The 8,588-nt window shown below is 71.1% G+C and carries 7 protein-coding genes and 1 pseudogene; all 8 read left to right on the forward strand.

What is annotated here, in order from left to right:
• Positions 1–154 precede the first annotated feature (154 nt).
• Positions 155–589, forward strand: a complete 435-nt coding sequence (locus JNW89_RS19555) for a hypothetical protein (protein ID WP_238449998.1) — start codon at positions 155–157, stop codon at positions 587–589.
• A gap of 57 nt (positions 590–646) precedes the next feature.
• Entirely contained in the window at positions 647–988 is a 342-nt protein-coding gene (locus JNW89_RS19560) for a hypothetical protein (protein WP_238449999.1), read from the forward strand.
• A 277-nt stretch (positions 989–1,265) separates the two neighbouring features.
• On the forward strand, positions 1,266–2,333 hold the full coding sequence (locus JNW89_RS19565) for a BMP family protein (RefSeq protein ID WP_238450003.1): 1,068 nt from the start codon (positions 1,266–1,268) through the stop codon (positions 2,331–2,333).
• A 255-nt stretch (positions 2,334–2,588) separates the two neighbouring features.
• A complete protein-coding gene (locus JNW89_RS19570; RefSeq protein ID WP_309140003.1) occupies positions 2,589–4,121 on the forward strand; it encodes an ABC transporter ATP-binding protein in 1,533 nt (510 codons plus the stop codon).
• 98 nt (positions 4,122–4,219) lie between these two features.
• Positions 4,220–5,449, forward strand: a complete 1,230-nt coding sequence (locus tag JNW89_RS19575; protein ID WP_375155121.1) for an ABC transporter permease — start codon at positions 4,220–4,222, stop codon at positions 5,447–5,449.
• Positions 5,450–5,452: 3 nt separating this feature from the next.
• On the forward strand, positions 5,453–6,733 hold the full coding sequence (locus tag JNW89_RS19580; protein ID WP_238450001.1) for an ABC transporter permease: 1,281 nt from the start codon (positions 5,453–5,455) through the stop codon (positions 6,731–6,733).
• 150 nt (positions 6,734–6,883) lie between these two features.
• Complete coding sequence (locus JNW89_RS19585; protein ID WP_238450002.1) at positions 6,884–7,594, forward strand: cytidine deaminase; 711 nt, start codon at positions 6,884–6,886, stop codon at positions 7,592–7,594.
• Positions 7,595–7,650: 56 nt separating this feature from the next.
• Positions 7,651–8,588: pseudogene (locus JNW89_RS19590) on the forward strand (thymidine phosphorylase); the annotation flags it as partial.

The following is an 8,588-nucleotide window of genomic DNA, read 5'->3' on the forward strand; positions in this document are numbered from 1 at the left end:
ACCCGCGCGGGGCCGGCTTCGCCGCCGGTTTCCTGCCGTTGGCGCTGACCAGCATGCTCGTCGGCGTCCTGCTCACCGTCCTGGTCGCCGGCCGGCGCGCCCGGCTGGTCGGGCTCTCGGCTACGCCCTGCTCGCCGCGCTGGTCGGCACCGCCGTGCTGCACGGCTGGCTCGGGGTGATCGGGGGCGACCCGGCGGTCGAGGCCGCGGCGATCGGGCTCTTCGCGCTCGCCGCCGCCGGTGCCGTCGCCGGGCTGGGCGCGCTGCTCGGCGGCCCGGGGCTCGGCCTCGGCGCGCTGCTGGTCTTCCTGGTCGGCAACCCGCTCTCCGCGGTCAGCGCCGCACCGGAGCTGCTGCCGCAGCCGTGGGGCACCGTCGGGCAGTTCCTGCCGGTCGGGGCCGGCGGAACGCTGCTGCGCTCGGCCGCCTTCTTCGACGGTGCGGGCGCGGGCCGCTCGGTCGCCGTGCTGGCCGGCTACGCGGTGCTCGGGATCGGCCTGGTACTGCTCGGCCGGCGCGGCTTCCCGGAGTACGGCCCGGCGATCCCGCCGAGCACTCCGCCCCGGACCGCCGCAGAGATCACGGTATGAGCTCAGCCCGGCGGGGCGGCTACTACAAACTGTCGTTGATGGGGGAGGATGGCCGGCGTGGAAGCTCTTCGGCTGGTACTTCTCTACGTCCATTTGATCGGGTTCGCGCTGCTGCTCGGCGGCGCGATCGCCCAGTACGCCAGCGGCCGGCTGCGGATCAACTCGGCCATGCTCTGGGGGTCGGTGATCGGTCTGCTGACCGGCATCGGGCTCTCCGCCCCGCTGCGCGACGGCGACGAACCGGCACCCGCGAAGCTTGTTACCAAGTTGGTGCTGGCTCTGCTGATCTTCGTCATGGTCTTCTTCTCCCGGAAGCGGGATCAGGTCGCTCGCGGCCACTTCCTCGCTATCGTCGGGTTGACGCTGCTCAACGCCGCTGTCGCGGTGTTCTGGCGGTAGCCGACCGGACCCGCTCGCGGACCCGGGGAAAGGGACTTTCGGGACAGCGAACGGGTCACGTACCAGCACTCTGAGTGATCTGCCCCACGCCAGGGTTACGCCGGGATAACAGGCGTTCAACAGTCGTGCACGATTGGCGGCCGGTGGGTGGGCGCGGGCGTACGCTCCCGTCCGTAACGTGGGATGCCGGCAGCACAGCGCTGGTCGGTTCAAGGGCTGCCACCGCACGAGGCGCGGTGTGCAATGGGAAGGAGACGTCTTGCGCTCTGTGCGTGGGATGCGGATCGCCTCCGCGATCGCGGCGGGTGGGCTCGTGCTGGGCGCCGCCGCGTGTGGTGAGGCCCCCAAGGACGACAACAACGCCGGCAACGGCGCCAAGAAGTACAGCGCCTGCATGGTGACCGACGTCGGCGGCATCGACGACAAGTCGTTCAACACCTCCGCCTGGAAGGGTCTCCAGGAGGCCCAGAAGGCGAACGGCAACATCGACATCAAGAACGTCCAGTCGAAGGCCGAGGCGGACTACGAGGTCAACCTCAACGGCTTCGTCAACCAGAAGTGCGACTTCATCCTGGCCGTCGGTGGCCTGATGCAGGACGCCACCAAGAAGGCCGCCGCGGCGCACCCGGACCAGCAGTTCGGTATCGTCGACGCGAACCCGGGCGTGGACAACGTCTACCCGATGCAGTTCGACACCGCCCAGGCCGCCTTCCAGGCCGGCTACCTGGCCGCCGGGATGAGCAAGACCGGCAAGGTCGGCACCTACGGTGGCCTGCCGATCCCGCCGGTGACCATCTTCATGGACGGTTTCGTCGACGGCGTGGCCTACTTCAACAAGGCCAAGGGCAAGAACGTCCAGGTCCTGGGCTGGGACAAGGCGACCCAGAAGGGTTCCTTCACCAACGACTTCGTCAAGCAGGACGAGGGCAAGAAGGTCTCCGACACCCTGGTCGCCCAGGGCGCGGACATCATCATGCCGGTCGCCGGCGGCTCGGGCCTCGGCACCACCGCCGCGGCGCAGGCCTCGGGTGGCAAGTACTCGGTGGTCTGGGTCGACGTCGACGGCTGCGAGAGCACCCCGAACTGCGGCGCGCTGCTGACCACGGTCGTCAAGAACATCCCGGACGCCGTCAAGGAGGCCGTGCTCAAGGCCGCCGGTGGCGAGAAGCTGCAGGCCAAGCCGGGCTTCGTCGGCAACCTGGCCAACAACGGCGTCTCGATCGCCCCGTACCACGACTTCGAGAGCAAGGTTCCGGCCGAGCTCAAGGCCGAGGTCGACAAGCTCAAGGCGGACATCGCCGCCGGCACCATCACGGTCACCTCAAAGGCCCAGCCGACCAAGTGACCGCCTCCCCGGCCGCCGCGATGGGATCATCGGCAGCGGAGGCCGGCGGGCACCAGGCATGACGATCGGCCGCCTCGGCGTACGTGGGAACACCCCGCGTGCGCCGGGGCGGCCGATCCGCTCCACCCGCGGCGGCCCCGTCGCCGGCCGACCGGCAGCTAGGCTGCACCATCGCTCGCACTCCAGGAGGTTGCGCTGAGACTCGAACTGCGCGGCATCACCAAGCGGTTCGGTGATCTGGTCGCCAACGACCACATCGACCTGACGGTGGAGCCTGGAGAGATCCACGCCCTGCTCGGCGAGAACGGCGCCGGCAAGTCGACCCTGATGAACGTGCTCTACGGGCTCTACCAGCCCGACGAGGGCGAGATCCTGGTCGACGGCCAGCCGCTGAAGATCAAGGGCCCCTCCGACGCGATCGCGGCCGGGATCGGCATGGTGCACCAGCACTTCATGCTGGTGCCGGTCTTCACGGTCGCCGAGAACATCATGCTCGGCGCCGAGCAGGTCCGGGGCGGCATCGCCGGCTTCCTGGACCGCCGGCGGGCCCGCCGCGAGGTGGCCGAGGTCTCCGAGCGGTACAACCTGCGGGTCGACCCGGACGCGGTGATTGAGGACCTGCCGGTCGGCATCCAGCAGCGGGTGGAGATCGTCAAGGCGCTCACCCGCGACGTCGACCTGCTCATCCTGGACGAGCCGACCGCGGTGCTCACCCCGCAGGAGACCGAGGAACTGCTCACGGTCATGCGGTCGCTGAAGGCCGCCGGCAAGTCGATCGTCTTCATCACCCACAAGCTCGGCGAGGTCAAGGCCATCGCCGACCGGATCACCGTGATCCGGCGCGGGAAGACCGTCGGCACCGCCTCCCCGGAGGCGAGCCGGGACGAGCTGGCCGCGCTGATGGTGGGGCGTAGCGTCCGGCTCACCGTGGACAAGCAGCCGGCCACCCCCGGCAAGCCGATGCTCCAGGTCTCCGGCCTGGTGGTCGACGACGACCGGCGGATCCGCGCGGTCGACGGCGTCGACCTGACCGTGCACGCCGGCGAGGTGCTCGGCGTCGCGGGTGTGCAGGGCAACGGCCAGACCGAGCTGATCGAGGCGATCATGGGCCTGCGCCCGACGCTCGCCGGCACGGTCACCCTGGACGGCGAGCCGGTGCACGGCTGGTCCACTAAGAAGGTGCTGCGGGCCGGCGTGGGCTACGTCCCCGAGGACCGCAGCGTCGACGGCCTGGTCAAGGAGTTCTCCGTCGCGGAGAACCTGGTCCTGGACATCTACGACCGGCCGCCCTTCGGCAAGGGCCTGGCTCTCAAGCCGGACGCGATCGCGAAGTCGGCGAAGGAGCGGATCGAGCAGTTCGACGTCCGTACCTCCTCGGCCGACGCCGCCGTGGGCACCCTCTCCGGCGGCAACCAGCAGAAGGTGATCGTGGCCCGGGAGCTGTCCCGGCCGCTGAAGCTGCTGATCGCCGCCCAGCCGACCCGGGGCGTGGACGTCGGCTCGATCGAGTTCATCCACAGCCAGGTGATCCGCGAGCGGGACGTGGGCACCGCCGTCATGGTGGTCTCCAGCGAGCTGGACGAGGTGATCGGCCTGGCCGACCGGATCGCGGTCATGTACCGCGGCCGGATCATCGGCATCGTCAGCCCGGACACCCCGCGCGAGGAGATCGGCCTGCTGATGGCCGGCATCACCCCGGACGCCGCCGGCGAGACCGCCGGGGCGACCCCGACCGGCGGCGCCGCGGCCCCCGCCCCCGAAGGCCCTGGTAACGAGGACGAGGCATGACTGACCCGAACGTGACGTCGGGCTCTCCGGACAAGGAACCGGCGACCGAGGCGCAGGCGGCGCAGACCACCTCCGGCGGCACCGACCGGAACGCCACCATGACCGCCCCGAAGCAGCCCACGGAGCAGCCCCGGCCCACCCTGGGCCGGCTCTTCCTGGACAACCTCTGGGCGGCCAACACGGTCACCGTGACGGTGCTCGCGCTGGTGCTGGCGATGGTGGTCGGCGCGATCCTGATCATCGTCTCCGACCCGGAGGTGCTGGCCACCTACAGCTACATCACCGCCCGGCCGGGCGACGCGATCAACTCCAGCTGGACGGTGGTCAGCGAGGCGTACGCGAACCTGTTCAAGGGCGCCGTCTTCGACCCTGATGCGGTCGGCTTCCAGGCGGCGCTGAGCCCGATCTCCGAGACGCTCACCTACACCGCGCCGCTGGTGTTCACCGGCCTGGCGGTGGCGCTGGCCTTCCGGGGTGGCCTGTTCAACATCGGCGCCCAGGGCCAGGCGACCATCGGCGTCATCTTCGCCGCGGTCGCCGGCTTCGCGCTGCCGCTGCCGCCGGTGCTGCACCTGCTGGTCGCGCTGATCGCCGGTGCCGCCGGTGGCGCGATCTGGGGCTTCATCCCCGGCATCCTCAAGGCGCGGACCGGCGCGCACGAGGTGATCAACACGATCATGCTGAACTACATCGGGGTCTACTTCCTCTCCTGGATCATCGTCCAGAACGGGGTGCAGAACCCGGGCCGCGCCGACGCGATCAGCAAGCCGGTCGACTCCTCGGCGCAGCTGCCCCGGCTGCTCGGCGACAACCTGCGGGTGCACGCCGGCATCCTGCTCGCGGTGCTGGTCACCTGGTTCGTCGCGTGGCTGCTCAACCGTTCCACGCTCGGCTTCGAGCTGCGCGCCGTCGGCGCCAACCCGGACGCCGCCCGGACGGCCGGCATCAGCGTCACCCGGGCGTACGTGCTGATCATGGTCATCTCCGGCCTGCTCGCCGGCCTCGGCGGCACCCAGATGGTGCTGGGTTCGACGGCGAACGCGCTGACCCCGCTGGTGGTAGCGCAGATCGGCTTCGACGGCATCCTGGTGGCGCTGCTCGGCCGGGTGAAGCCGTGGGGCGTGCTGCTCGCGGCGCTGCTCTTCGGCGCGCTCCAGGCCGGCGGCAACCGGATGCAGTCGTACTCGGGGATCTCGCTGGAGCTGGTCACCGTGCTCCAGGCGCTGATCGTCATCTTCATCGCCGCACCGGCCCTGGTGAAGGCGATCTTCCAGCTCCGGGCCGCCCGCGCCGCCCGGTTGCAGACGAGCCTGGCGAAGGGCTGGTAAGGCATGTCCACCATGGCTGTCCCCGACGTCAAGGTCGCAGAGGTCGACCAGGGCTTCTGGACGCGCAACCGCAAGATCGGCGCGGTCCTGCTGGCGCTGGGCGTGCTCGCCGCCGTGCTCTTCGGCGCCCTCGCCACCGGCCAGCCGGCGCGCTTCACCCTCAGCGAGACCGAGGGCGGCGCGGCACTGGAGATCAACGGCACGGTCGGCGCGATCCTCTTCGGGATCATCGCCGCCGCCGCCGGAGCGGCCCTGCTGGCCGGCGTCCCGAAGCGCTGGTTCACCGTGGTGCTCGGCGTCGGGCTGGTCGCCTTCGTGCTGAGCTTCCTGTGCTGGCAGGTGTCGGCCGCCCCCGAGGGCCGCAACTTCATGCCCATGGTCAACATCGTCCGGGGCACCTTCATCCTGGCCCTTCCGCTGATCTTCGGCGCCCTGGCCGGCGTGCTCTGCGAGCGGTCCGGCGTGGTCAACGTGGCGATCGAGGGGCAGCTGCTGATGGGTGCCTTCAGCGGGGCGCTCTTCGGCAGCATCTCCGGCAACGTCTGGGTCGGGCTGGTCGCCGCGGCGATCGGCGGCGCGTTCATCTCGCTGCTGCTGGCCGTCTTCGCGATCCGCTACCTGGTCGACCAGGTGGTCATGGGCATCGTGCTGAACCTGCTGGCGGTCGGCGTGACCGGTTTCCTCTACGAGCGGCTGATGCAGACCCAGGCGGAGAAGTACAACAGCGCGCCGCGCTTCTCCAACTGGGAGATCCCGCTGCTCAAGGACATCCCGCTGCTCGGCCCGGCGCTGTTCCGCGGCAACATCTTCCTCTACCTGGGCCTGCTGCTGGTGCTGGTCATCCACATCGCGCTGTTCCGCACCCGGTGGGGCCTGCGGACCCGCTCGGTGGGTGAGCACCCGACCGCGGCGGACACCCTCGGCGTCAAGGTGCTGGGGCTGCGCTACCGCAACGTGCTGATGGCCGGAATGGTCGCCGGGATCGGTGGCGCCTCGTACACGCTGGCGCTCTACTCGTTCACCAAGAACATGATCGGCGGTAAGGGCTTCATCGCGCTGGCCGCGCTGATCTTCGGCCGGTGGAGCCCGACCGGTGCGCTGCTCGCCGCGCTCTTCTTCGGCTTCGCCGACCAGCTCGGCACCTACCTGGGTGCCATCGGCAGCAGCATCCCGAGCCAGTTCCTGGCGATGCTGCCGTACCTCGCGACGATCCTGGCGGTGGCCGGCCTGGTCGGCCGGGTGCGCGCTCCCGCCGCGGACGGCAAGCCGTACATCAAGGGCTGAGCCTTCGGCGCAAGCCAGATCCGTGCCCGGTGGGGATCGCCCCGCCGGGCACGGTCGTTTCCGCCGCCGGGGCGGGGCGGGCGGGTGTCGGTGGACACCAGGGGTACCCCTTCCCGCGCCCGACCAGGCTGACTTGGGCAGAATGGTGGGATGACCGAGATCGACTGGGAGCGACTGCGGGCCGCCGCCACCGAGGTGATGCGGCACGCGTACGTGCCGTACTCGAAGTTCCCGGTCGGGGCGGCCGCCCTGGTCGACGACGGCCGGGTGGTGACCGGCTGCAACGTGGAGAACGCCGCGTACGGCGTCACGCTCTGCGCCGAGTGCGGGGTGGTCTCCGCCCTGCACGCCAGCGGCGGTGGCCGGCTCGTCGCGATGTCCTGCGTCGACGCCACCGGCGAGCCGCTGATGCCGTGCGGGCGCTGCCGGCAGCTGCTCTGGGAGAACGGCGGGCCGGAGTGCCTGGTCGAGTCCAAGGGCCGGCCGTTGCGCATGGCGGAGCTGCTGCCGCACGCCTTCGACGTGGCCGACATCGAGGCGGTGACCGGGGAGCAGCCGGTCCCGGTGGTGCCGGAGCGGCTGGCCGCCTGGCGCGGGCGGGGCACCGTCTTCGTGCACCCCGACATGTCCGCCGGGCAGCAGGTCTGGACGGCGTACTGGGAGCGGTCGGCGGGGGACGCCGAGGGCGCCGAGACCGGGGTGCTGGAGGAGGCCCCGAGCTGGGACGAGCCCGCCGAGGCGATCACCTGGGGGCACGCCCGGACGCCCCGGGTGGTGGTGGTCGACGCGAGCGGCACCATCTTCTGGGCCGGTGAGGGCGAACCCCCGATGGAGATCCCCACCCGCTGGCCCGCGGGCTGAACCCTGCGCGGCGTACCGCCGATCAGCAGACCCGAGACAAGCAGAGGAACTCGACGATGAGTGCGTTCACGGCGGTCGACGTCATCCGTACCAAGCGGGACGGGGGAGTGCTGAGCGACGCCCAGATCGACTGGGTGGTCGACGCGTACACCCGGGGGCTGGTCGCGGACGAGCAGATGGCGGCGCTGGCCATGGCGATCCTGCTGCGCGGGATGACCCCGCCGGAGATCGCTCGGTGGACCGCCGCGATGATCGCCAGCGGCGAGCGGCTGGACCTCTCGCCGGTCTCCCGGCCGACCGTGGACAAGCACTCCACCGGCGGCGTCGGTGACAAGATCACCCTGCCGCTCACCCCGCTGGTCGCGGCCTGCGGCGGCGCGGTGCCGCAGCTGTCCGGGCGCGGCCTGGGGCACACCGGCGGCACGCTGGACAAGCTGGAGTCGATCCCCGGCTGGCGGGCGGCGCTGAGCAACGCCGAGTTCATCTCCCAGCTGCGCGAGGTCGGCGCGGTGATCTGCGCGGCCGGCGAGGGGCTGGCCCCGGCCGACCGCAAGCTGTACGCGCTGCGCGACGTCACCGGCACCGTCGAGGCGATCCCGCTGATCGCCAGTTCGATCATGAGCAAGAAGATCGCCGAGGGCACCGGCGCGCTGGTGCTCGACGTCAAGGTCGGTTCCGGCGCGTTCATGAAGTCCGTCGACGACGCGCGGGAACTGGCCCGGACGATGGTGGAGCTGGGCGGAGCGCACGGCGTGCGGACCGTGGCCCTGCTCACCGACATGTCCACCCCGCTCGGCCTGACCGTCGGCAACGCGGTCGAGGTGACCGAGTCGGTGGAGGTGCTGGCCGGGGGCGGCCCGGCGACGTGGTGGAGCTGACCCTGGCGCTGGCCCGGGAGATGCTGGACGCGGCCGGCCTGCGGGACGCCGACCCGGCCGCCGCGCTGCGCGACGGGCGGGCGATGGACGCCTGGCGCGCGATGATCCGCGCCCAG

It is taken from the genome of Micromonospora sp. 4G55, from assembly GCF_016803375.1.

Bases quoted from the DNA above. Each gene is read 5' to 3' on its own strand.
- JNW89_RS19565 (WP_238450003.1), top strand. From the start codon at position 1,266: ATGCGGATCGCCTCCGCGATCGCGGCGGGTGGGCTCGTGCTGGGCGCC.
- JNW89_RS19575 (WP_375155121.1), top strand. From the start codon at position 4,220: ATGACCGCCCCGAAGCAGCCCACGGAGCAGCCCCGGCCCACCCTGGGC.
- JNW89_RS19580 (WP_238450001.1), top strand. From the start codon at position 5,453: ATGTCCACCATGGCTGTCCCCGACGTCAAGGTCGCAGAGGTCGACCAG.
- JNW89_RS19585 (WP_238450002.1), top strand. From the start codon at position 6,884: ATGACCGAGATCGACTGGGAGCGACTGCGGGCCGCCGCCACCGAGGTG.